Origin of the sequence: Halomonas sp. KM-1 (assembly GCF_000246875.1) — a bacterium.
Classification (GTDB): domain Bacteria; phylum Pseudomonadota; class Gammaproteobacteria; order Pseudomonadales; family Halomonadaceae; genus Halomonas; species Halomonas aerodenitrificans.
In genome coordinates this window covers 42,718-63,513 of the sequence record NZ_BAEU01000127.1, presented here as the reverse complement: position 1 = coordinate 63,513, position 20,796 = coordinate 42,718, and the positions used below count along the sequence as shown (strand labels likewise).

23 protein-coding genes are annotated in these 20,796 nt (G+C 63.0%); 20 read left to right on the top strand and 3 right to left on the bottom strand.

The annotated features are described in order from the left end of the window. Positions 1-63: 63 nt before the first annotated feature. The 3 genes from ctaD to B8115_RS15340 are packed head-to-tail and all read left to right on the top strand — an operon-like array spanning position 64 to position 3,202. Positions 64-1,701, top strand: coding sequence for a cytochrome c oxidase subunit I (gene ctaD / locus B8115_RS15350; RefSeq protein ID WP_026038158.1), 1,638 nt, complete (start codon positions 64-66; stop codon positions 1,699-1,701). 50 nt (positions 1,702-1,751) lie between these two features. After that, the gene (locus B8115_RS15345; protein WP_010628705.1) at positions 1,752-2,345 is read left to right on the top strand and encodes a cytochrome c oxidase assembly protein; all 594 of its coding nucleotides are present in this window, start codon (positions 1,752-1,754) and stop codon (positions 2,343-2,345) included. Next, positions 2,342-3,202, top strand: coding sequence for a cytochrome c oxidase subunit 3 (locus B8115_RS15340; protein ID WP_010628704.1), 861 nt, complete (start codon positions 2,342-2,344; stop codon positions 3,200-3,202). The genes B8115_RS15345 and B8115_RS15340 overlap by 4 nt, the downstream gene beginning before the upstream one ends. A 68-nt stretch (positions 3,203-3,270) precedes the next feature. Here B8115_RS15340 and B8115_RS15335 read toward each other — a convergent pair whose 3' ends face one another. Continuing rightward, complete coding sequence (locus B8115_RS15335) at positions 3,271-3,468, bottom strand: DUF2909 family protein (protein WP_010628703.1); 198 nt, start codon at positions 3,466-3,468, stop codon at positions 3,271-3,273. Here B8115_RS15335 and B8115_RS15330 point away from each other — a divergent pair. From B8115_RS15330 to B8115_RS15260, 14 genes are all read left to right on the top strand, one after another. Further along, entirely contained in the window at positions 3,467-4,216 is a 750-nt protein-coding gene (locus B8115_RS15330) for an SURF1 family protein (RefSeq protein ID WP_010628702.1), read from the top strand. The two genes, B8115_RS15335 and B8115_RS15330, sit on opposite strands and share 2 nt — an antisense overlap. Beyond that, on the top strand, positions 4,213-4,764 hold the full coding sequence (locus B8115_RS15325) for a hypothetical protein (RefSeq protein WP_051004653.1): 552 nt from the start codon (positions 4,213-4,215) through the stop codon (positions 4,762-4,764). The genes B8115_RS15330 and B8115_RS15325 overlap by 4 nt, the downstream gene beginning before the upstream one ends. Before the next feature lie 42 nt (positions 4,765-4,806). Continuing rightward, positions 4,807-5,886: a heme A synthase gene (locus B8115_RS15320; RefSeq protein ID WP_010628700.1), complete on the top strand. Its 1,080-nt coding sequence runs from the start codon at positions 4,807-4,809 to the stop codon at positions 5,884-5,886. Then, positions 5,879-6,817 carry a heme o synthase gene (cyoE, locus tag B8115_RS15315; RefSeq protein WP_010628699.1) on the top strand — a complete coding sequence of 313 codons (939 nt, stop codon included), beginning with the start codon at positions 5,879-5,881 and terminating at the stop codon, positions 6,815-6,817. The genes B8115_RS15320 and cyoE overlap by 8 nt, the downstream gene beginning before the upstream one ends. Before the next feature lie 98 nt (positions 6,818-6,915). Then, positions 6,916-7,704 carry a 3'(2'),5'-bisphosphate nucleotidase CysQ gene (cysQ, locus tag B8115_RS15310; protein ID WP_010628698.1) on the top strand — a complete coding sequence of 263 codons (789 nt, stop codon included), beginning with the start codon at positions 6,916-6,918 and terminating at the stop codon, positions 7,702-7,704. A 233-nt stretch (positions 7,705-7,937) separates the two neighbouring features. Further along, the gene (locus B8115_RS15305) at positions 7,938-8,405 is read left to right on the top strand and encodes a DUF2489 domain-containing protein (RefSeq protein WP_026038155.1); all 468 of its coding nucleotides are present in this window, start codon (positions 7,938-7,940) and stop codon (positions 8,403-8,405) included. Positions 8,406-8,654: 249 nt separating this feature from the next. Continuing rightward, the gene (locus B8115_RS15300) at positions 8,655-9,362 is read left to right on the top strand and encodes an OmpA family protein (RefSeq protein ID WP_010628696.1); all 708 of its coding nucleotides are present in this window, start codon (positions 8,655-8,657) and stop codon (positions 9,360-9,362) included. 297 nt (positions 9,363-9,659) lie between these two features. Further along, on the top strand, positions 9,660-11,558 hold the full coding sequence (thrS, locus tag B8115_RS15290) for a threonine--tRNA ligase (RefSeq protein WP_010628694.1): 1,899 nt from the start codon (positions 9,660-9,662) through the stop codon (positions 11,556-11,558). A gap of 132 nt (positions 11,559-11,690) precedes the next feature. After that, positions 11,691-12,230, top strand: a complete 540-nt coding sequence (gene infC, locus B8115_RS15285; protein ID WP_274517424.1) for a translation initiation factor IF-3 — start codon at positions 11,691-11,693, stop codon at positions 12,228-12,230. Between the two features lie 84 nt (positions 12,231-12,314). Continuing rightward, positions 12,315-12,509, top strand: coding sequence for a 50S ribosomal protein L35 (gene rpmI / locus B8115_RS15280; protein WP_010628692.1), 195 nt, complete (start codon positions 12,315-12,317; stop codon positions 12,507-12,509). 36 nt (positions 12,510-12,545) lie between these two features. Then, positions 12,546-12,899, top strand: a complete 354-nt coding sequence (rplT, locus tag B8115_RS15275) for a 50S ribosomal protein L20 (RefSeq protein WP_010628691.1) — start codon at positions 12,546-12,548, stop codon at positions 12,897-12,899. Positions 12,900-13,045: 146 nt separating this feature from the next. Continuing rightward, positions 13,046-14,065: a phenylalanine--tRNA ligase subunit alpha gene (gene pheS / locus B8115_RS15270; protein ID WP_010628690.1), complete on the top strand. Its 1,020-nt coding sequence runs from the start codon at positions 13,046-13,048 to the stop codon at positions 14,063-14,065. Between the two features lie 52 nt (positions 14,066-14,117). Further along, on the top strand, positions 14,118-16,514 hold the full coding sequence (gene pheT, locus B8115_RS15265) for a phenylalanine--tRNA ligase subunit beta (protein WP_010628689.1): 2,397 nt from the start codon (positions 14,118-14,120) through the stop codon (positions 16,512-16,514). A 62-nt stretch (positions 16,515-16,576) separates the two neighbouring features. Continuing rightward, complete coding sequence (locus B8115_RS15260) at positions 16,577-16,882, top strand: integration host factor subunit alpha (RefSeq protein ID WP_010628688.1); 306 nt, start codon at positions 16,577-16,579, stop codon at positions 16,880-16,882. A gap of 83 nt (positions 16,883-16,965) precedes the next feature. On the opposite strand, the gene B8115_RS15255 is transcribed toward B8115_RS15260, so the two are convergent. Further along, a complete protein-coding gene (locus B8115_RS15255; RefSeq protein ID WP_010628687.1) occupies positions 16,966-17,181 on the bottom strand; it encodes a DUF2788 domain-containing protein in 216 nt (71 codons plus the stop codon). A 168-nt stretch (positions 17,182-17,349) separates the two neighbouring features. Between B8115_RS15255 and B8115_RS15250 the strand changes: the two genes are divergently transcribed. Next, positions 17,350-17,814: a flavodoxin domain-containing protein gene (locus B8115_RS15250; RefSeq protein ID WP_010628686.1), complete on the top strand. Its 465-nt coding sequence runs from the start codon at positions 17,350-17,352 to the stop codon at positions 17,812-17,814. Position 17,815: 1 nt separating this feature from the next. After that, positions 17,816-18,190, top strand: coding sequence for a hypothetical protein (locus tag B8115_RS15245; protein ID WP_010628685.1), 375 nt, complete (start codon positions 17,816-17,818; stop codon positions 18,188-18,190). An 85-nt stretch (positions 18,191-18,275) separates the two neighbouring features. On the opposite strand, the gene ppnN is transcribed toward B8115_RS15245, so the two are convergent. Beyond that, positions 18,276-19,640 (bottom strand): nucleotide 5'-monophosphate nucleosidase PpnN, encoded by a 1,365-nt coding sequence (gene ppnN, locus B8115_RS15240; protein WP_010628684.1) that lies wholly within the window; start codon positions 19,638-19,640, stop codon positions 18,276-18,278. 148 nt (positions 19,641-19,788) lie between these two features. Between ppnN and B8115_RS15235 the strand changes: the two genes are divergently transcribed. Continuing rightward, positions 19,789-20,703 (top strand): LysR family transcriptional regulator, encoded by a 915-nt coding sequence (locus B8115_RS15235; protein WP_010628683.1) that lies wholly within the window; start codon positions 19,789-19,791, stop codon positions 20,701-20,703. Positions 20,704-20,796: the final 93 nt, after the last annotated feature.

Genomic DNA, 20,796 nt, shown 5'->3' with positions numbered 1-20,796 from the left:
CGGCGGCGTGAGGGACCCCTGACAAGCTGCGACAAAACAAGACAATGAGATTGGAGTATTCCGATGGCCCCTAAGGTACCTCCTCAGCCGACTCTCGAGCAGAGCACTACCGCCGCGGAAGCGGGGCATGGACATGCCCACGAAGCCCCACCAAAGGGCATCATGCGCTGGCTGCTGACCACCAATCACAAGGAGATCGGGTCGATGTACCTGATCTTCTCGCTGATCATGTTCTTCATCGGTGGCATCTTCGCTCTGGTGGTTCGTCTAGAGCTTTTCCAGCCCGGATTGCAATTCGTCAATCCGGAATTCTTCAATCAGATGACTACCATGCACGGCCTGATCATGGTCTTCGCGGCAGTCATGCCGGCCTTCACCGGGCTGGCTAACTGGATGATTCCGCTGCAGATCGGCGCACCAGACATGGCCCTGCCGCGGCTCAACAACTTCAGTTTCTGGCTGCTTCCGGTGGCATTCGGGCTGTTGCTCTCGACCTTGTTCATGCCGGGTGGTGGGCCGAATTTCGGCTGGACGTTCTACGCGCCGCTGTCCACGACCTATGCGCCGCCCTCCACCACCTTCTTCATCCTTTCGCTGCACATTGCCGGCATCAGTTCGATTCTGGGGGCGATCAATATCATCGCCACCATCCTCAACATGCGTGCCCCGGGCATGCGCATGATGGACATGCCGCTGTTCGTGTGGACCTGGCTGATCACCTCCTTCCTGCTGATCGCCGTGATGCCGGTACTCGCCGGGGTGATCACGATGATGCTGATGGACATCAACTTCGGTACCAGCTTCTTCGATGCGTCGGGCGGCGGCGATCCGGTCCTGTTCCAGCACCTGTTCTGGTTCTTCGGCCATCCCGAGGTCTACATCATGATCCTGCCGGCCTTCGGTATCGTGTCGGCGATCATTCCGGCCTTTGCCCGCAAGCGCCTGTTCGGCTATGCCTCCATGGTGTATGCCACTGCCGCCATTGCGGTACTGTCGTTCCTGGTCTGGGGGCACCACATGTTCGTGGTGGGGATGCCGCTGGCCGGGCAGCTGTTCTTCATGTACGCCACCATGCTGATCGCCGTGCCCACCGGGGTGAAGGTGTTCAACTGGGTGGCCACGCTGTTCCGCGGCTCCATCAGCTTCGAACCGCCGATGCTGTTTGCCCTGGCCTTCGTGGTGCTGTTCACCATCGGCGGCTTCTCGGGGCTGATGCTGGCCATTGCACCGGCCGACTTCCAGTACCATGACACCTACTTCGTGGTGGCGCACTTCCACTACGTGCTGGTGCCGGGTGCCATCTTCTCCATCATGGCCGCCGTCTATTTCTGGCTGCCCAAGTGGACCGGCCACTATCCCAACGTGCGCCTCTCTCAATGGCACTTCTGGCTCTCGGTGATCAGCGTCAACCTGACCTTCTTCCCGATGCACTTCTCGGGGCTGGCCGGCATGCCGCGGCGGATTCCCGACTATGCGCTGCAGTTCGCCGATTTCAACCTCGTGTCTTCCATCGGTGCCTTCATGTTCGGCTTCTCCCAGCTGCTGTTCGTCGCCGTGATCGTCATGTGCGTGCGTGGCGGCAAGAAGGCGCCGGCGGCGGCCTGGGGCGAATACGCCGACGACCTCGAGTGGAGCGTACCGAGTCCTGCACCGCTGCATACCTTCGAGACGCCGCCGACCTTCCAGCGTCCGGCTCACTGATTCGCATTGCCGGCCACGGCGTGGCCGGCCATCGAAAGGAGGAGTGAAGCATGACTCAGCACGATATGGAGGCCAGGCAGGCGGGGGTGCGGCGGACGATCTGGCGCAGCGTGGCGGCACTGATCGGCATGTTCGCCTTCGCCTTCGCCCTGGTGCCCCTGTACGACGTGTTCTGTCGGGTAACCGGTATCAACGGCAAGGTCGATACCACGGCTCAGGCGCTGGTTCACGACGATGTGGACGAGTCGCGCCTGGTCACGGTGCAGTTCATCACGCGTAACGGTTCCGGCCTGCCCTGGAGACTGGATGTCGAGACCCGGCAGGTGCGGTTGCACCCTGGGCAGACGTCCGAAGTGAATTTCATGTTCAGCAATCAGAGCAGCAGCGAGAACTGGGGGCGCGCCGTGCCCAGCGTTTCGCCCAACACCGCTACCCGCCATGTACGCAAGTCGAGCTGCTTCTGTTTCGAGGAGCAACTGCTGCAGGCAGGCGAGCGGGTAGAAATGCCACTGGTGTTCCAGTTGGATCGCGACCTCCCTCCCGAGGTCAACACCGTCACTCTGGTCTATACCCTCTACCCCGTTGAGGGCAAAACCCAAACGCTGCAGGCCGGGGTCAAGCGCGACGAAGGAGGTGAGGCATGAGTGGTGGCAGTTATTACGTACCCGCAACCAGCAAGTGGCCCATTCTTGGCTCACTCGCTCTCGGGGTGATGATGGTCGGCACCGGCATGGTGCTGGTGCACGGGCGAGGTACCGTTATCACGCTGGTGGGCCTGGTGGCAGTCATCGCCGTGATGGCGCTGTGGTTCCGTGACGTGGTGGTGGAGTCGCGCAGCGGGCTCTACGATGCCCAGATGGATCGCTCGTTTCGCTGGGGCATGGGCTGGTTCATCTTCTCCGAGGTGATGTTTTTCGCCGCCTTCTTCGGCGCGCTGTTCTACGTGCGCACCTTCGCTGTGCCGTGGTTGGCAGGTGAGGGTACCAAGGGGGCAACCGCGCTGTTGTGGCCGGAGTTCGTAGCGCACTGGCCTTTGCTCAGCCCGCCGGACCCCTCCGTGGCGGGCCCCTCACAGGTCTTCAGCCCTTGGCACTTGCCGCTGGTGAACACGCTGATCCTGGTCTCTTCGAGTATCACCCTGACCGTGGCGCACGAGGCGTTGAAGGAAGGCAAGCGCAAGATATGCCGCAACTGGCTGGCGGGCACCATTCTGTTGGGCCTCACCTTCATCGTCATTCAGGGTGTGGAGTACTACGAAGCCTATGCCCATTACGGCATCACGTTGCAGGCAGGCATCTACGGCGCCACCTTCTTCATACTGACGGGCTTCCATGGGGTTCACGTCATCGTCGGAACGCTGATCCTCATCGTGATGCTGTTCAGGGTGATGCGCTACCACTTCTCCCCGGAAGACCACTTCGGCTTTGAGGCCTCATGCTGGTACTGGCACTTCGTCGATGTGGTATGGGTGGGGCTGTTCCTGTTCGTCTATGTGTTCTGACGTGGTGGTGTGATGCATAGCATAGCCCCATGTGTCCTCATGGGGCTGGTGATATCGGCAGTCTGGGGTCAAATTTCTCCCAGGCTGCCAAAATAGAAGCCGTAGAACAGCAGGGCCAGTAGCAGTGCGGCCAGAGAAACGCGAATCTTCAGCGATACGAGCAGGCGCCGCGAGCTGGAATCGTCGCGTAGCAGAAAGCCAACGCCGGCGGCCAGGCTGGTCAGCATGGCCAGGAACACCACGGCTATCAGAGTTTTGAGGAACATGGGGCACTCCATTGAAAGTCAGGGGAGCGGAAAGTGGCGACTGAGGATCTGGTTCTCGTTCTGGTCGGCACTGGTCGCATTGGGCTTGTTCCTTGGACTATGGCAGTGGGAGCGGGCGGACGACAAGCGCGAATACCTGGCACGTCTCGACGCCGCCCCAACGCTGGAAGCGCCAATCGACACTCCCCCCGAAGGCACTCGCCTGACGTTGCGTGGCCGCTATCTCGAGGAGCAGACTCTGTTTCTCGACAACCGCACCCATCAGGGCCAGTTGGGAGTGGCGGTGCTCACCCCCCTTCGAACCGAAGATGGCCGACTGTGGCTGGTTCAGCGAGGCTTCCTGGCCACCGGGCCGACCCGCGAGGCGCCTGAGGTGGAAACCCCCATGGGTGAGGTCGTCGTCGCAGGCCGCTGGCAGGCGGCAGGCAGTGGCACTCCCTTGTTCGGCCCCAACCGTGAAGGTAGCCGCCTGCAGCGCATCGAGCTCGAGGCCTGGGAGGCGGATTTCGCGCACGCCGGATGGATGCATCTCGAGCGTGGGGGCGGCCTGCTCGAGCCGTGGTGGCAGCCCAGCGTGATGCCACCCAGTCGGCATGTTGGCTATGCCGTTCAATGGTGGGGATTGGCGCTGGCCGCTCTGGTCGTGATGCTGCTTGGCGGGCGCCGGCTGGCCAATGACCGTCGTGATGCCACTAACGCCGCAGGTCGCAATGCACATGAGGAGGCAAAGCCTTGCAGGAAGCCATGAGAATTCGTCACCAGCGCTTCAAGTTGTTGGCATTGATAGCAATCTTCGCCTTGCCGGTCGTTACCGCCTGGGTGATGGTGCAGTGGCGTATCGGCATCCCGGAGCAACGCACGGCCCACGGCGAGCTGGCACCGGACGTACCGCAGTTGGCGCAGTGGCCCCTGGTGGAGCTTACTGACAGCCTGGATGAGGGCGACTGGGTGCTGGCCTTCGACTGCAGCGTGGCGTGTGCTGAAAACGCCGACCGCTGGTGGCGTCTGCATCGTGCGCTGGGCCGCGAGGCGCCCAGGGTGACGAGGTTGCGTGTCGGCGGCGAGGGCGAGATTCTGCCGGGAGAACTTTTGCCGGGAGAGATCGGTGCACAGTGGCTGGATGTGCCGGATTGGCAGGCGCCCGGGCAGGTCTGGCTACTCGACCCGAGGGGCCAAGTGGTATTGACCTATGGTCGTGAGGTCGGCGAGCGCGATGTGATGGATGATCTCAGTCATCTGCTGCGCATGAACCCCGACCGGCGCAGTGCGCCGGAGCGTGACGGCGATACACGCTGAGCGCAGCTACCATTATTCGACCAGGGAGGCGGGAGCCACACCATGCAGAGTGCTTCGATGTCGAATGCTTCCATTCAGCGCGATACGGCGCGGCTGCGTCTGTTGCTGCGGCTGAGTCTGGCTGGGGTCGTCTTTACCACCGTGGTGATTCTGATCGGTGTGTGGACGCGCCTGGTGGATGCCGGGCTTGGTTGTCCTGACTGGCCGGGCTGCTATGGGCGCTTGGTGGTGCCGAATGCCGATCGGGCGATGGCCCACTCTCCCGACGCGCCGCTGGAAGTGTTCAAGGCCTGGGTGGAGATGGTTCACCGCTACGTGGCATCGGCGCTCGGGCTGCTGGTCATCTCCTTGCTGGTGCTGGGGGCCGGGCTGCGCCGTCGCCCCGGCTATCCGTGGAAAACGAGCGTGGCTCTGCTGGTCGTGATTCTGCTGCAGGGGGCGTTCGGTGCCTTCACCGTGACGTTGAAGCTGTGGCCACAGGTCGTGACCCTGCATCTGTTGGGCGGCCTGGCGGTACTGCTGCTGTTCCTTTGGCTGCATCTTAGTTTGCGCCGGTTTGCCAGAGGCGCTGCGGCACCTGGCGTAGCGAGGCGGCGTCTCACTCCGCTGTGGGGCATTGCCATGCTCTGCCTGTTGCTGCAACTGGCTCTGGGCGGCTGGGTGTCGAGCAACTACGCGGGCATTGCCTGTCAGGGCTTCCCCACCTGCAACGGTCAGTGGTGGCCGGAGATGGATTGGAGCGAGGGCTTTCATCTGACCCAGACGGTAGGGCCGAACTATCTACACGGGCAGCTGCATGCAGATGCCAGGACTGCCATCCATCAGGGGCACAGGATCGGCGCTCTGGTGCTCGGACTGGCCTTGATAGCGTTGGCACTGCGCTATTGGCGCGAGGCGCGCATGCGCCCCTGGCTCGGTGGGCTCGTCTTCGCCTATGGTATTCAAGTGGGGCTTGGCATCGCCAACGTGCTGATGTGGCTGCCCTTGTGGTTGGCATTGCTGCATACGGCCGGTGCCGTGGCGCTGGTACTGCTGCTGGCGTTGGCGGTGTGGCATTGGCGAGAGTCGGCCGTTGCGGCCGAAGATTCAACACGACGGGACAAGGAGTGGGTGCATGTCTAACGCGCTGATGAGACGTGGCGAATTGAAGCGCGTTCTGCTGTCACAGCTGGAAGGCTCCAACTGGAGCTGGCAGGACCTGCTCACGTTATGCAAGCCGAGAGTGGTATTGGTCATGCTGGCTTGCGCACTGGTGGGGATGGCGTTGGCAACGCCAAGCTTGCCTTCCCTTTCCACGGTAGTATTCGGCCTGGCCGGGATCGGTATGGCGGCCGGTGGCGCGGCGGCGTTCAACCATGTGGTGGATCGGCGCCTCGATGCGATGATGCTGAGGACTTCCCAGCGGCCGCTTGCGGCCCAGCGCATGCCGACGGTGCTGGCGCTGGGCTGGGCATCGCTGCTCTCCATGGCGGGTATCGCGCTGTTGCTATGGCAGGTCAATGCCTTGACGGCGTGGCTGACGCTGGCATCGCTGATCGGCTATGCGTTGATCTATACGGCCTTCCTGAAGCGGGCTACGCCGCAGAACATCGTCATCGGTGGCGTGGCCGGGGCGGCGCCGCCGATGCTGGGTTGGACGGCGGTGACGGGGCAACTGGGGCCGGAGCCGCTGCTGCTGGTGCTGATCGTATTCGCCTGGACGCCGCCACATTTCTGGGCCTTGGCGATCCACAAGCGCGATGAGTATGCGCGTGCCGGTGTGCCGATGCTGCCGGTAACCCATGGCGAAGCGTTCACACGGCTGCAGATATGGCTTTATGCCTGGTTGACCGTGGCCGTCACGCTGCTGCCCTTCGTCATCGGCATGAGCGGGGCCGTCTACCTGGTAGGTGTCATGGCGTTGAACCTGCGCTTCATGTACTGGAACTGGAAGGTCTGGCGGGGGGCCGACCCCAACGCTCCGCTGGCGGCATTCTGGTTCTCGATTCGCTACATTCTCGGTGTGTTCGGCGTGCTGTTGTTGGATCACTATGCCGGCCTCTGGGCTCTCTAGTTAGCGTAGGCAAGTCAGGTGGTTTTACTTCGAGCGCCCGGCATGTGCCGGGCACTCGCGTTTCGGTCTGCTGAATCATTGCGACAGGGAGAAGAGGCGTGATCGAGAACGAAGGCGCGACGTCTCTGCTGCCCGATGGGCGAGCGCTGCGCGAACTTTGCGAGGCGGCGGGCCGGGAGATCCTGCGCATACGCGAAAGACGCTACGAGGTGGCCGGCAAGGCCGACGGCAGTCCGGTCACGGAGGCCGACATGGTGGCGCACCGTCGCCTGATGCGGGGCTTGCCGAGGCTGCTGGAGATACCGGTGCTGTCCGAAGAGCAGGCCGATATCGCCTGGGCGGAACGCTCTACCTGGCACCGCTACTGGCTGGTCGACCCGCTCGACGGTACTCGTGAGTTCGTCGATGGCTTCGATGACTTCACAGTGAACGTAGCGCTGATCGAGAAGGGTGAGGTACGGCTGGGGGTGGTGCATGCGCCGGCACTAGGCACGACTTGGATGGGCGGAAAGGGGATCGGTGCCTGGCGCTGGCATGAGAACCGGTGTCGGGAGCTGGTCGTGCGTGTCGAGAGGCCGCCACGGATCCTCGCCAGCCGGGCCCATCTCGATGCGCAGACCCAGACCTGGCTGGCGCGCTTTCCCGAGGCCACGCTCGAGCGCTGCGGCAGCTCGGTGAAGTTCTGCCGCATTGCCGAAGGCCGCGCCGATCTCTATCCGCGCTTCGGGCCGACCTGTGAATGGGATACCGCCGCCGGCCAGGCGGTGCTGGAGGGTGCCGGTGGGGCGGTGATCGAGCCGCGCGATGGTCATGCGCTGCGCTACAACCGGGGGGAGAGTTTGATTAATGGCCCCTTTATCGCCTGTAGCGACCTAGGCTATCTCTGAAAACTGTCTGCGCTTGGCCATACGGCGTTAAAAATTAGCTCAAAATACTCATTTACACCACGTAAACTCCGTCTTTTCGCTAATTTTTGCCTTGTCTGGCCATCGCTCGCCGATTTCTCAGATACAGCCTAACCCTGATCGATAACACGCTGAATTGAGTGAGCGCGTCGGGCGCTGTCTCGGAAGCGGGCTTGCGTTACAATGCGCCCCTCAATCCACCTTCTGGAGTTTGGATGACGACGACGACGGCATTGATTCTGCTCGCCGTGGGCTTGGCCATCATTGCCGGCCTGGCAGCTTACGCTTACACCTTGTGGAAGGAGGTGCAGCGGCGCGAGGCGTTTCGTGAGGATGAGCTGCGCCGTGCCCATGAGAACTGCCTTGCCAATCTCGAGATCGTTGCCTCTTCGTTGCTGCAGGAGCAGGTCGACATCACCGAAGGCGCGTGGCGCTGCAAGCTGCTGCTCGATATTCTCGACCCGCGCCTGCTCGAGCGGCCCGACTTCCAGGCCTTCAGCGAGGTATATGAGCGCACCCAGCACCTGCATACGCACTCTGCTCGCAAGCAGCTGGCTCCTCGCGATCACATGCGCGAGGACCGCGAGCGTCTCGAGGTGGAGGCGGAGTGGCGCCAGCCGGTGCTTAAGGCGGCTGAAGAAGTGCTCAAATTTCGTCGAAACTGGCCCGAAAGCCTGCATTGAGATCTATACAAAAGCTTTACAGCACGGTATGTTGGCAGCGCCTTGGGCGCTCCGCCATGCTAAACATGGCCATTCCCTGGGTATTTGCTGGCAGAAAATGGCAGAATGGCCGGGGAAAGGAGTGAGACGGCGCTTTGAGCAAGGCCGATAACGGCCTACACTTTAAGCCGTTGGGTCAATGAGTGTCCTGACCATCGGGAAATTCGCGTTTCGTGCAGCCCGAGATGAAAATCAAGAAGGAGTCTTGCAATGAAAAAATCAACGACTGGCTTGCTGTTGGGTTCAGCTCTGGTGCTCGGCCTTTCTGGCTGTGCTACGGATTTTCAGCGCGGCGGTGAGCGCGCGGGCGGTACCGCGACGGCCGGCACTGGCGGTGGCACCGCTTGGTATCAGCAGCCCGTGGTGTGCGGTATCGCCGGTGGCCTGATCGGCGGCAGCATCGGCTATGCAACCAGCAGCAGCTCGGATGAGGAGACTGGTGCTGCAACTGGTGCCGTGGCTGGCTCGGCTATCGGCGCTCTGCTGTGTGCCGATCGCACCCCCCCGCCGCAGCCGGTTGCCGAGCCGGAGCCCGAGCCGATGCCCGAGCCTGAGCCGGCTCCGGTCACCGAGTTCGAGCCGGTTACGCTCGATAGCGGAGTCACCTTCGCCTTCGATTCCGACGAGATCCGTCCGGGTGCCTATCAGACTCTGGACCAAGTGGCGACCACGCTGCGCGAGAATCCCAACCTGCGCGTGCGCATTGAGGGTCACACCGACTCCGTGGGCTCCCCGCAGTACAACGTGGGCCTCTCCGAGCGTCGTGCGAACTCCGTGCGTAACTTCCTCGTATCACGCGGCATTGCCGAGAATCGCATGACCACCCGCGGTTTCGGTGAAGAGCGTCCGGTTGCCACCAACGACACCGACGAAGGACGGGCGCAGAACCGTCGCGTCGAGATCATCAACTGGGATTGATGCCCGGCGCTGGATGAGTTTCCAGCACCGTCATCTGCAGGGGCACCTTCGGGTGCCCCTGTCGCGTCTGTGTCCCTTTCATTCTGCCCAGGCGATGCTCGCCATGGCGCAAGCGGGGGCTGTTCTGGTAGTCTTGTCGGTCGCCGTGACGTGCAGCGGGGCCGCTATGAATACGGCACCCGTATCGCCCAAGGTAGTGGGTGGGCTGCATGTCGCTGACGACCCGTTTTTCGTATCTGCTATCAACCGCGACACGTGATCCCTGGTATGGATCACCACTGCGCAAAGGACCCTTCGATGCCCATCGTGACCCTGCCGGACGGCAGTCAGAGAACTTTCGACGAACCCATTAGCGTGATGCAGCTGGCCGAGTCCATTGGCCCCGGGCTGGCCAAGGCCTGCGTGGCCGGCAAGATCGACGGCGAGCTGGTGGATGCCGCCGACCTCATCGAGCATGACGCCGAGGTGGCCATCATCACTGCTCGTGACCCGGAAGGGCTCGAGATCATCCGCCACTCCTGCGCGCACCTGATCGGGCATGCGGTCAAGCAGCTCTACCCCGATGCCAAGATGGCCATCGGCCCGGTGATCGATGACGGTTTCTACTACGACATCGACTTCGGCCGCTCGGTGACGCCGGATGATCTGGCCGCCATCGAGACGCGCATGAAGCAGCTGATCGACACCGACTATGAGGTGGTGCGCGAGTACGTGGATCGCGACAAGGCGATGCTGACCTTCCTGCATCGGGAGGAGCCCTACAAGCAGGAGATCGTGCGCGAGATCCCCGAGGGCGAGACCATTCGTCTCTACCATCACGAGGAATACACCGACATGTGCCGTGGGCCTCACGTGCCCAATACCCGGCACCTGAAGGCGTTCAAACTGACCAAGCTGGCCGGCGCCTATTGGCGCGGCGATGCCACCAAGCCGATGCTGACGCGTATCTACGGCACCGCCTGGGGCGACAAGAAGGATCTAAAGGCCCACCTGCAGCGTCTCGAGGAAGCCGAGAAGCGCGATCACCGCAAGCTGGCCAAGCGCATGGACCTCTTCCATCTGCAGGAGGAGGCCCCGGGCATGGTGTTCTGGCACCCCAACGGTTGGACTCTGTACCAGGCGCTGGAGCAGTACATGCGCCGGATTCAGATCGAGCATGGCTATCAGGAAATCCGCACGCCTCAAGTGGTGGATCTCTCACTGTGGAAGAAATCCGGCCACTGGGGGCACTACAGCGACCTGATGTTCACCACCGAGTCGGAGAAGCGCGAGTACGCGGTCAAGCCGATGAACTGCCCCTGCCACGTGCAGGTGTTCAACCAGGGGCTGAAGAGCTATCGTGACCTGCCGCTGCGCCTGGCCGAGTTCGGCAGCTGCCACCGCAACGAGCCTTCCGGTTCGCTGCACGGCCTGATGCGGGTGCGGGGCTTCACTCAGGACGATGCTCACATCTTCTGTACCGAGAAGCAGATCCAGAGCGAGGCCGAGGCCTTCATTGCTCTGACGCTCAAGGTCTACAAGGAGCTGGGCTTCGACGACGTCGAGCTCAAGCTGTCGACCCGTCCCGACGACTTCATGGGCGAGGCGGCGCTGTGGGATCGCGCCGAGGCCGGCCTCGAGGCGGCGCTGAACGCCACCGGTCTGAAGTGGGAGCTGCAGCCGGGCGAGGGCGCCTTCTACGGGCCCAAGATCGAGTTCGCCCTGCGCGACTGTCTCAATCGCGTGTGGCAGTGTGGTACCCTACAGCTCGACTTCAACCTGCCGGGCCGCCTGGGCGCCCAGTACGTCGACGAGGATGGCGAGCGCAAGACCCCGGTGATGCTGCATCGGGCCATCCTGGGCTCTTTCGAGCGCTTCATCGGTATTCTGATCGAACACTACGCCGGGGCCATGCCGCTGTGGCTGGCGCCGGAGCAGGCGGTGGTCATGACCATCACCGATGCCCAGCGTGACTATGCGCTGGAACTCGAGCGGCGCCTGCAAAAAATTGGCCTTCGCGTCAAGGCGGACTTGAGGAACGAGAAGATCGGCTTTAAAATCCGCGAACATACGTTGCAGAAGGTTCCCTATCTCCTGGTAGTAGGGGATAAGGAAGTCGAAGCCGACTCGGTTGCCTTGCGTACGCGCACTGGCGAAAACCTGGGCACCATGACCGTCGATGCTTTCATCGAGCGGGTACGGGCAGAAGGTCTGTAAGAGACTTGTAAGGCCTGGGCTGGGTCTGTAGACCTGGATTAGACCTGTAGGGCCTGGAATAGACCTGTAAGCCCAGGTGGGGAAAGACAGGTCGGCATCGACATCGTCAATTACCGGAACGGAGACGGAACGATCAAGCGAAGCAGCCAGCGCGGACGTCCTCAGGACAAGCGCCCCCCAATGAACGAGCGGATAACCGAGGATCAGGTGCGCCTGATCGACAGCGACGGCGAGCAGCTGGGCGTTGTGCCCACGAGCGAAGCGCTCGAGCGTGCCGAAGCGGCCGGTCTTGACCTCGTCCAGATTTCCAATGCCGATCCGATCGTCTGCAAGATCATGGATTACGGCAAGTTCGTCTTCGAGCAGAAGAAGCAGAAGGCAGCTCAGAAGAAGAAGACGAAGCAGATTCAGGTCAAGGAAGTCAAATTCCGGCCTGGCACCGACGAGGGGGATTACCAGATCAAGTTGCGTAACTTGATCCGCTTCCTCGAAGGTGGCGACAAGGGCAAGGTCACGCTGCGGTTTCGCGGCCGTGAAATGGCGCACCAGGACATCGGCCGCAAGCTGATGGAGCGGATCGCCGCGGATCTCGAGGAGATCGGGACCGTGGAGTCCTTCCCCAAGATGGAAGGGCGCCAGATGATCATGATCATTGCCCCCAAGAAGAAGTGATCCGAAGGCCAGTCAGACGGGCGGTCGGCAATAGCCGGCCGCCGGCCCCGGGTTTTCTGAAAAATCTCGAGCGGAGTTAGTCTCATGCCGAAAATCAAGAGCAACAGCGGCGCTGCCAAGCGCTTCAAGAAGACGGCCAACGGCTTCAAGCACAAGCAGTCGTTCCGGAGCCACATCCTGACCAAGAAGTCGACCAAGCGTAAGCGTCATCTGCGTGGTACGAAGCTTATCCACGACGCCGACAAGGCCCTGATTCAGCGCATGCTGCCGAATCTGTAAGCCTCAGGTCACATACTTTAACGTCAGGAGAAAGCCATGACTCGTGTCAAGCGTGGTGTCGTCGCTCGTCGTCGTCACAAGAAGGTTCTCAAGCTGGCCAAGGGTTACTACGGTGCCCGTTCGCGCGTTTTCCGCGTGGCCAAGCAGGCTGTCATCAAGGCTGGTCAGTATGCCTACCGTGACCGTCGTCAGCGCAAGCGTCAGTTCCGCGCCCTGTGGATCCAGCGTATCAACGCCGGTGCCCGTCAGCACGGCCTGTCCTACAGCCGCTTCATCGGCGGCCTGAAGAAGGCCGGTATCGAGATCGACCGCAAGGTGCTGGCCGATCTGGCCGTTCACGAGAAGGCTGCCTTTGCTGCCATCGTCGAGAAGGCCAAGGCTGCCCAGTAAGTGACATTGTCTCGGGTGTCGGGCCGGTTGCGGCCGGCCCGGTCGATGCCAGACCGTCGCAGGGGAAGAGCAGCCGCTCTTCCCCTGTTTTTTTACGACGCGCACTGACGCGTCAACAGCACGATAACGACTTCGGAGCTCAACGGATGGACCATCTACCAACACTGGTCACCGAAGCCCGTCAGGCCATTCAGGCTGCCGACAGCATCGCGGCGCTCGAGGAGCTGCGGGTACGCTACCTTGGCAAGAAGGGTGAGATCACCGCTCAGCTCAAGGGACTCGGCAAGCTGCCGGCGGATGAGCGTCCGGCGGCGGGGGAGCGCATCAACCAGGCCAAGCTGGCCCTGACCGAGGAGCTTGATGCCCGTCGCGAGGCACTGGCCAAGGCGGCGCTGGAAACACAGCTGGCCGCAGAGCGCATCGACGTGACCTTGCCGGGGCGTGGCCAGACCAATGGCGGCCTGCACCCGGTCACCCTGACCCTGGAGCGCATCGAGGGGCTGTTCAGCCGTATCGGCTACGATGTCGCCGTGGGGCCTGAGGTCGAGGACGACTATCACAACTTCGAGGCGCTCAACATTCCGGCCCATCACCCGGCCCGGGGCATGGCGGACACCTTCTACTTCGACGCCACGCGCCTGCTGCGCACGCACACCTCGCCGGTGCAGGTGCGCACGATGAAGAGCCAGACGCCGCCGATCCGTATCGTCTGTCCGGGGCGGGTCTATCGCAGCGACTCCGACCTGACCCATACGCCGATGTTCCATCAGGTCGAGGGGCTGCTGGTCGACGAGGACGTGAGCTTCGCCGATCTGAAGGGCACCATCGAAGACTTCCTGCATGCCTTCTTCGAGCGTGACGACCTGTCGGTGCGCTTTCGTCCCTCCTATTTTCCCTTCACCGAGCCCTCCGCCGAGGTCGATATCCAGTGCGTGATGTGCTCCGGCGAGGGTTGCCGGGTCTGCTCCCACAGCGGCTGGCTCGAAGTGATGGGCTGCGGCATGGTGCATCCGGAAGTGTTCCGCCATTCGGGCATCGACTCGGAACGCTACAAGGGCTTCGCCTTCGGCATGGGCGCCGAGCGACTCGCGATGCTGCGTTACGGCGTCAACGATCTGCGCATGTTCTTCGACAACGACCTGCGCTTCCTGCGCCAATTCGCCTGATCGGGCGTCGAGCCCAGGCGGACATGAACTTCGGCCGAATACAGGATTGACCATGAAATTTTCCGAACAGTGGCTGCGCGAGTGGGTGTCACCGCAGCTGGGCGTACAAGGGCTGGCCGACCAGATCACCATGGCCGGCCTGGAAGTGGATGCCGTCGAGCCCGTTGCCGCCGCCTTCAGTGGTGTGGTGGTAGCCGAGGTCGTGGACAAGCAGCAGCATCCGGATGCCGACAAGCTCAACGTGTGCCAGGTGCTCGACGGCAGCGGCGAGCCGGTGCAGGTGGTATGCGGTGCCGCCAACGTGGCGGTCGGCCAGAAGGTAGCGTTTGCCCGTGTCGGGGCAGTGTTGCCGGGCGACTCCAAGTCTGACGGTTTCAAGATCAAGCAGGCCAAGCTGCGCGGCGTGGAATCCCGCGGCATGATCTGTTCCGCCTCGGAGCTGGGGTTGGCCGAGGAGACCTCGGCGGGCATTATGGAGCTGCCTGCCGATGCGCCCGCCGGCGAGGATTTTCGCACCTGGATGGGGCTCGACGATCACACCGTCGAGGTGGATCTGACGCCGAACCGCGGCGACTGCCTGAGCTTGAAAGGCCTGGCGCGCGAAGTCGGCGTGCTCAACCGACTGGCGGTGACCGAGCCTGCCGTCGAGCCGGTCGCCGCCAGCCACGACGAGACCTTTTCGGTGCGGGTTGAGGATGCCGAGCGCTGCCCGCGTTACATCGGTCGCTTGATCAAGGGCGTGGACGTCACCGCGGCGACCCCGCTGTGGATGGTCGAGCGCCTGCGGCGCAGCGGCGTGCGCTCCATCGATCCGGTAGTCGACGTGACCAACTACGTCATGCTCGAACTGGGCCAGCCGCTGCACGCCTTCGACCGGGAGAATCTGCACGGTGCGGTGATAGTGCGCCTGGCGCGGGAAGGGGAGCAACTGATACTGCTCGACGGTCAGGAGATCACGCTCAACGCCTCGACGCTGGTCATCGCCGACGAGCGCGGGCCGCTGGCCATTGCTGGCGTGATGGGCGGCGAGGGTACCGGCGTCGGCCCGGCAACCCGCGATATCTTCCTCGAGTCCGCCTTCTTCTCGCCCCTGGCGATTGCCGGGCAGGCGCGTTCCTATGGGCTGCATACCGATGCCTCGCATCGCTTCGAACGAGGGGTCGATCCGTGCCTTACCCGTGACGCGGTGGAGCGTGCCACGGCGCTACTGCTCGCGATCACCGGCGGTGAGCCGGGGCCGCTGGTGGAAGTCATCAGCGATGCCCATATGCCGGCCGCGCGTGAGGTCACGCTGCGTGCCGCGCGGCTCGAGCAGGCCCTGTGCAAGGCACTACCCTCGGCCGAGGTGCAGGAAATCCTCGAGCGGCTGGGTATGTCAGTCAGAGTGACGGAGGCGGGATGGCAGGCGCAGGTGCCGAGCTGGCGCTTCGATATCTCCATCGAGGAAGATCTGATCGAGGAAGTGGCGCGGATTCACGGCTACAACCTGCTGCCGGTGCGCCGTCCCGCGGCCCGCCTGGCGCTGCGTCCCGACAACGAGGCGCGCACGCCTCTGGCCAGGCTGCGGCGTCAACTGGTGGCACGGGGCTATCAGGAGGCCGTCACCTACAGCTTCGTTGCCCCCGAACTGCAGCAGGCGCTGCTGCCGGATGCGGTCTCTCCGCGACTGGCCAACCCTATTTCCAGCGATCTGGCCGTGATGCGGGCAAGCCTGTTCCCGGGGCTGATCCGTGCGCTGGAGTACAACCTCAACCGGCAGCAGACCCGGGTGCGCCTGTTCGAAACGGGGCTCGTTTTCCGCGGCGATCTGGATGAGCTGGACCAGACCCCCATGGTCGGTGCGTTGGTCTGCGGTGAGCGCCTTCCCGAGGGGTGGGCCGGCAGCCGGGACAAGGTCGATTTCTTCGACCTGAAAGGCGATCTGGAAAGCCTCATCGCCCTGGGCGGAGAAGAGCATGCCTGGCGCTTCGAGCCGGGTGAGCACTCGGCGCTGCACCCCGGCCAGTGTGCGCGGGTGGTGTTCCGTGGCGAACAGGTGGGCTGGATCGGTGCGCTGCATCCCGCCGTCAAGGCCGAGCTTGGCCTGAAGGCCGAGGTGTATCTGTTCGAAGTGCGTCAGGATGCGCTCACCCATGGCAGCCTGCCCGCCTTCGAGCCGCTGTCGCGCTATCCGGAAGTGCGTCGGGACCTGGCCTTCCTGCTCGATGAGAGCCGACCCGTGCAGGCGCTGCTGGATTGCGTACGCCAGCGCGCAGGACAATGGCTGCAGGAATTGCGCCTGTTCGACGTCTATCAGGGCAAAGGGGTGCCCGAAGGGAGCAAGAGTGTTGCCTTGGGCTTGACCTGGCAGCATCCTTCGCGCACGCTGAATGACGAAGAAATCAATCAGTTGGTCGATGCCATCGTCGCCGAGTCGCATCAGCATCTGGGGGCCGAGCTGCGCGGGTAAGTGCTCGAACGAACCGGGAGCCATGACGGCGGCGGGCTGGACCGCCACTCTGAGGAGATGACATGGGAGCGTTGACCAAGGCGGAACTGGCCGAACATCTCAATGCTGAGTTGGGGCTGACCAAGCGTGAAGCCAAGGCCATGGTAGAGGCTTTCTTCGAAGAGATCCGGGCCTGTCTGCGCGAGAACGAGCAGGTCAAGCTGTCGGGGTTCGGTAACTTCGATCTGCGCGACAAGCGTGAGCGCCCGGGGCGCAATCCGAAAACGGGGGAGGAAATTCCCATTTCGGCGCGACGTGTCGTGACCTTCCGACCCGGCCAGAAGCTCAAGAGCCAGGTCGAGCGTTACGAAGGCCCGGCGCCCAGCTGATGAAACGCCATAGCAAGATGCCACCCCACGGGTGGCATCTTGCTATTGGATACTGCGGCTATTGGGTACATGCCCAGTCAGTCTCAAACCCCGCCGCCACTCTCCATCAGCCAGGTGATCACCACCTTGAAGATGTAACCCATCATGCCCGCGCCGAGCACCACGAACAGCATGAGGGTGCCGAAGCGACCGGCCTGGGATTGCTTGGCCAGGTCCCAGATGATGAAGCCCATGAACAGGATCAGGCCGCCGATCAGCAGCGGGGTGACCCAGGCTTCGAACGTATGCGCCTCCAGCATGTCGCCTCCTCGAAACAGAGACCGAACATTATACTTGGCCAGCTTTCGAGCCGCCTGCGACAACCTGTCGCTTGGCGATGGCGGGTGGTGGCGTTCGGCGCCAACTCGCCGACACGTGGTAAACTCGTGTCGAACGTATCGGTTGAACGAATCAGGTCTATTTCCGACATGCCAATGCTGAAGATTTTCGTAGGAACCATGTATGGCGGCGCCCTTGATGTCGCCGAACAGGTCGCTCCGCTGTTCAAGGATGCCGGCTACGAGACCACGGTTCTCGAGCAGCCCACGCTCGAGGACTTGACCGAAGAGCGGCCCGATCTGGTGCTGTTCTGCGTCTCCACCACCGGCAGCGGCGATTTCCCGGGCAATTTCGTACCCTTTGCCCGCGCCCTCGATGAGCGAAGCCCGTCGCTGGTGGGCGTGCGCTACGGCTTGATCGCCATGGGCGACAGCTCCTACGGTGATACTTTCTGCGGAGCAGGGCGCCGTCTTGATGAGATGCTCGAAGGGCTTGGGGCCACCCGGCTGGGGGAGCGGCTGGAGATCGATGCCATGGAGACCTTCATGGCCGACGATGCTGCGCTGCCCTGGGTCGAGGAGTGGATCGAAGACCAACAGCTGCAGGTGGCTTGAGATGCATGCCGAGCCGACTGCGGAACGACTGAGCCTGCTGGCGGGCTTGCTGATACTGATGCTCGCTACCGTGCCGCGATTCATCGCCGGCGATTATGGCAATCGCCTGTCGCTGATCTCGATAGCGCTGGCGGTGGTGGCGGTGGTGGCTTTCCTCAACTGGCGCATGCTGGATGCGGACCAACGCCGCCGGCTGCCGCAGCTGGGCAAGCGGCTGCTACTGGCGCTGCTGGCAGGGTTGGTAGTGATGGGCCTGTGGCATGCGCTGTTCACGGCCTGGATCAGCTGGCAGCTGTTGCTCGCGCATGGCGCCACGCTTGGGCTGCTGCTGCATGCGGTATTGCTGTGGTGGCGTCCAGCCGTTCCTCGAGACTGAGCCGCGAGACTGAACTGCAGGCGGCGCCTTTCAGGCGCCGCCGTTCTTTCTCTACTCGATCACTTCCATTCATGCCGGCCCGCTGTCATACCAGCCGATAGCAGGGCACGTACTCCTGGCCTGGCAGCTTCATGCGGCCCTGGGCGACGAATGAGCCCAGCAACTCGTCCAGGCGGCGCATCAGCTCCGGTTCGGCATGCAACTTGAAGGGACCGTGCGCCTCGATGGCGCGCAGGCCGTGCTCCTTGACGTTACCCGCCACGATACCCGAGAAGGCCCGGCGCAGATTGGCGGCCAGGTCGTGCACAGGCTGACTGCGGTGCAGCGCCAGGCCGGCCATCGCCGCGTGAGTGGGCTCGAAGGTCTCCTGGAAGTCCCGGGCGATGGTGAGGCGCCAGTTGTAGTGGAAGGCGTCCTGATGGGCGCGGCGGAACTCGGTGACGCTATCGATGCCCTTGCGCATGGTGCGGGCGACCTCGACGGGGTCATCGACGATGATGCGGTATTTGCTGCGCGCCGCCTCACCCAGGGTATAGACGAGAAACTCGTCGATACGCTGGAAATAGTCGGCGGAGTTGGCCGGGCCGGTGAAGATGACCGGCAGGGCCATGTCGGCATTGTCGGGATGGAGCAGGATGCCCAGCAGGTAGAGGATCTCTTCCGCCGTGCCCACGCCGCCGGGAAAGACCACGATGCCGTGGCCCAGGCGTACGAAGGCCTCCAGACGCTTCTCGATGTCGGGCATCACCACCAGCTCGTTGACCAGCGGGTTGGGTGCCTCCGCGGCGATGATGCCGGGTTCGGAGATACCCAGATAGCGGCCGTCGAGTATGCGCTGCTTGGCGTGGGCCAGGTTGGCGCCCTTCATCGGACCCTTCATGGCGCCGGGGCCGCAGCCGGTACAGATGTCTAGTTCGCGCAGGCCAAGGTGGTAGCCCACGTCCTTGGTGTACTCGTACTCCTCGCGGGTGATGGAGTGGCCGCCCCAGCACACGACGATACCGGGGTCACGCCCCGGTTTCAGCGTGCCGGCCTTGCGCAGGATATGGAACACCGCGTTGGTGGTTCCTTCGCCGGTGGTGAGGTCGAAACGGCGATGCTGTTGGATCTCGTTGTAGACGTAGACGATGTCGCGCAGCACCGAGGAGAGGTGCTCGCGTATGCCGCGAATCATCTTGCCGTCGACGAATGCCTGGGCGGGGGCATTGGTCAGCTTCAGGCGTATGCCGCGGTCCTGCTGGATCACTTCGATGTCGAAGTCGTGATAGGTCTCCATCAGCACCAGGCTGTCGTCGGTCATGCTGCCGGAGCTGAGTACGGCAAGCGAGCAGCGCCGCAGCAGATCGTGCAAACCGGCCTTGGAGGTGTCGCGCAGGCGGTTGACCTCATGCTGTGAGAGCACTTCCAGGCTGCGCAGCGGTGAAACGATGGTGGAGATGGTGTCTGGCATGAAACGATCCTTGTGGTGTCGGCTTACGTGCCTGTCATCGAGTCGTCATTCGATGCTATCACGCTGCCCTCAGCGGCGCAGCGCTGCGTGGTTGGGCCAGGGGTGGTAGGATGAGAGTTTCCGGCCTTGGTCCCTGCAAGCGATCGCCATGTTCAACGCACAGTACTTTCGCACCTTCATCACCCTGGTCGAGACAGGCAGCTTCACGCGTACTGCGCGGCATCTCGAGATGACCCAGCCCGGGGTCAGCCAGCATGTGCGCAAGCTGGAGCAGTACCTCGACAAGCCCTTGCTGGAGCGGCAGGGCCGGCGCTTCACTCTCACCGAGGCCGGGCGCAGGGCCTACGACTACGGGCTGCGGCTGTTTGCCGAACACGAGCAGTTTCGTCATTCACTGGACGACGACGCGCTGGATACCGGTGAGTGCCGTATCGCCTCGCCGGGCAGCGTGGGGCTGATGTTCTATCCCTTCATTCTCGGTCAGCAGCAGATGTCGCCGGGGCTGACGGTCAGCTACAGCTTCGCCTTCAGCCACGAGATCGTTTCCGACGTGTTGGCCGGGCGTCACGATCTGGGCATTGTCACCGAGCCGATCCGCCATCCGGAGCTGAACTGCAGTCTGTGGCATCAGGAGCCGCTGTGCCTGGTCGTGCCGGCGGACTTCGCCGGCACCTCGCTCACCGAGCTGATCGGCATCGGCTTCATCAACTACTCCGACGGGGTCAATCACGCCGGCGCGCTGCTGCGCAGCAATTTCCCCGACGAATTTCGCTCCATGAGCCAGTTTCGCCGCCAGGGCTTCACCAACGAGGTGGGCATGGTGCTCGACGCCGTGGCGCGCGGCCTCGGCTTCACCGTGGTCTCGCGGCTGGTGCTGGAAACCTCGCCCTGGCAGCGCCAGGTCAAGGAGCTCGATCTACCGGTCATCGAGCACGAGACCCTGCATCTGGTCAGCCGCAGCGGAACCAAGATTCCCCGTCGCTATGCGCGTCTGCTCGAAGGGTTCCGCGAGCAGCGCATGCGCGAGCGCTTCGGTCACGGGGATATCGCCTCGCTGCCGTAGCCGCGTTCTGTGAGCGGCTTTCGCTAAGCGCAACGCAAACGGCCCGCCGATCGTTCGGCGGGCCGTTTGCGTTGCTGGTCGCAGTCTCGCGAA

Bases quoted from the DNA above. Each gene is read 5' to 3' on its own strand.
- B8115_RS15320 (WP_010628700.1), top strand. From the start codon at position 4,807: ATGCAGAGTGCTTCGATGTCGAATGCTTCCATTCAGCGCGATACGGCG.
- B8115_RS15255 (WP_010628687.1), bottom strand. From the start codon at position 17,181: ATGCTGGAGGCGCATACGTTCGAAGCCTGGGTCACCCCGCTGCTGATC.
- B8115_RS15250 (WP_010628686.1), top strand. From the start codon at position 17,350: ATGCCAATGCTGAAGATTTTCGTAGGAACCATGTATGGCGGCGCCCTT.
- B8115_RS15345 (WP_010628705.1), top strand. From the start codon at position 1,752: ATGACTCAGCACGATATGGAGGCCAGGCAGGCGGGGGTGCGGCGGACG.
- B8115_RS15245 (WP_010628685.1), top strand. From the start codon at position 17,816: ATGCATGCCGAGCCGACTGCGGAACGACTGAGCCTGCTGGCGGGCTTG.
- pheS (WP_010628690.1), top strand. From the start codon at position 13,046: ATGGACCATCTACCAACACTGGTCACCGAAGCCCGTCAGGCCATTCAG.
- ctaD (WP_026038158.1), top strand. From the start codon at position 64: ATGGCCCCTAAGGTACCTCCTCAGCCGACTCTCGAGCAGAGCACTACC.
- B8115_RS15335 (WP_010628703.1), bottom strand. From the start codon at position 3,468: ATGTTCCTCAAAACTCTGATAGCCGTGGTGTTCCTGGCCATGCTGACC.
- thrS (WP_010628694.1), top strand. From the start codon at position 9,660: ATGCCCATCGTGACCCTGCCGGACGGCAGTCAGAGAACTTTCGACGAA.
- cyoE (WP_010628699.1), top strand. From the start codon at position 5,879: ATGTCTAACGCGCTGATGAGACGTGGCGAATTGAAGCGCGTTCTGCTG.
- B8115_RS15235 (WP_010628683.1), top strand. From the start codon at position 19,789: ATGTTCAACGCACAGTACTTTCGCACCTTCATCACCCTGGTCGAGACA.
- ppnN (WP_010628684.1), bottom strand. From the start codon at position 19,640: ATGCCAGACACCATCTCCACCATCGTTTCACCGCTGCGCAGCCTGGAA.
- B8115_RS15305 (WP_026038155.1), top strand. From the start codon at position 7,938: ATGACGACGACGACGGCATTGATTCTGCTCGCCGTGGGCTTGGCCATC.
- B8115_RS15300 (WP_010628696.1), top strand. From the start codon at position 8,655: ATGAAAAAATCAACGACTGGCTTGCTGTTGGGTTCAGCTCTGGTGCTC.
- rpmI (WP_010628692.1), top strand. From the start codon at position 12,315: ATGCCGAAAATCAAGAGCAACAGCGGCGCTGCCAAGCGCTTCAAGAAG.
- B8115_RS15260 (WP_010628688.1), top strand. From the start codon at position 16,577: ATGGGAGCGTTGACCAAGGCGGAACTGGCCGAACATCTCAATGCTGAG.
- B8115_RS15330 (WP_010628702.1), top strand. From the start codon at position 3,467: ATGGGGCACTCCATTGAAAGTCAGGGGAGCGGAAAGTGGCGACTGAGG.
- B8115_RS15325 (WP_051004653.1), top strand. From the start codon at position 4,213: ATGAGAATTCGTCACCAGCGCTTCAAGTTGTTGGCATTGATAGCAATC.
- rplT (WP_010628691.1), top strand. From the start codon at position 12,546: ATGACTCGTGTCAAGCGTGGTGTCGTCGCTCGTCGTCGTCACAAGAAG.
- pheT (WP_010628689.1), top strand. From the start codon at position 14,118: ATGAAATTTTCCGAACAGTGGCTGCGCGAGTGGGTGTCACCGCAGCTG.
- B8115_RS15340 (WP_010628704.1), top strand. From the start codon at position 2,342: ATGAGTGGTGGCAGTTATTACGTACCCGCAACCAGCAAGTGGCCCATT.